The sequence below is a fragment of the Sporosarcina sp. P29 genome (assembly GCF_002743265.1).
GTDB lineage: Bacteria > Bacillota > Bacilli > Bacillales_A > Planococcaceae > Sporosarcina.
Genome location: NZ_PDYX01000063.1, coordinates 1 through 550, shown reverse-complemented (window position 1 = coordinate 550; position 550 = coordinate 1). Strand labels below are relative to the sequence as shown.

The following is a 550-nucleotide window of genomic DNA, read 5'->3' as shown; positions in this document are numbered from 1 at the left end:
TTACTGATCCGCATCGTTTAACTTCCCCATCCCGATATTTCCGACGGGGAAAGTATATAACTTGCGGTCAGAAGTCGCATGACTTATCTTTACTCATAATTCTTTAAATTAGAGTAAAGCGCACTTATATGTTTCTCCCTGCGGGCAGAAACAGTGCGCCCTGCCGGGGGCTGACACAACATGGCAACGTATCATCTCAGCGTGAAATTTGGCGGCAAGGGTAAAGCCCTTGCTCATGCCAGTTACATTACGCGGGAAGATAAGTTCAGCCAGCGCCAGGATCTCGAGCACACCGAACACGGCAATATGCCGGAATGGGCGAGAGATGAACCCGCCCATTTCTGGCAGGCTGCGGATGCGTTCGAACGTGCCAACGGTTCAACGTACAGGGAAATTGAGATCGCTCTACCCCGCGAGCTGAATGAAGCGCAGCGGCTGGCGCTTGTCCGGGATTTTGTGAAGCAGGAAACGGGCGACAAACATTCATGGACGTTTGCGATCCACAATCCGAAAGCCAGCATTGACGGCGGCGAACAGCCGCACGCCCATA

Annotated in this window: 1 protein-coding gene; it reads left to right on the top strand. The window is 52.7% G+C overall.

All coding sequences use genetic code 11. The features are described 5' to 3' along the window. Positions 1-180 precede the first annotated feature (180 nt). The coding region (locus CSV68_RS16530; RefSeq protein ID WP_158233536.1) for a MobA/MobL family protein at positions 181-550 on the top strand (370 nt) is incomplete at its 3' end.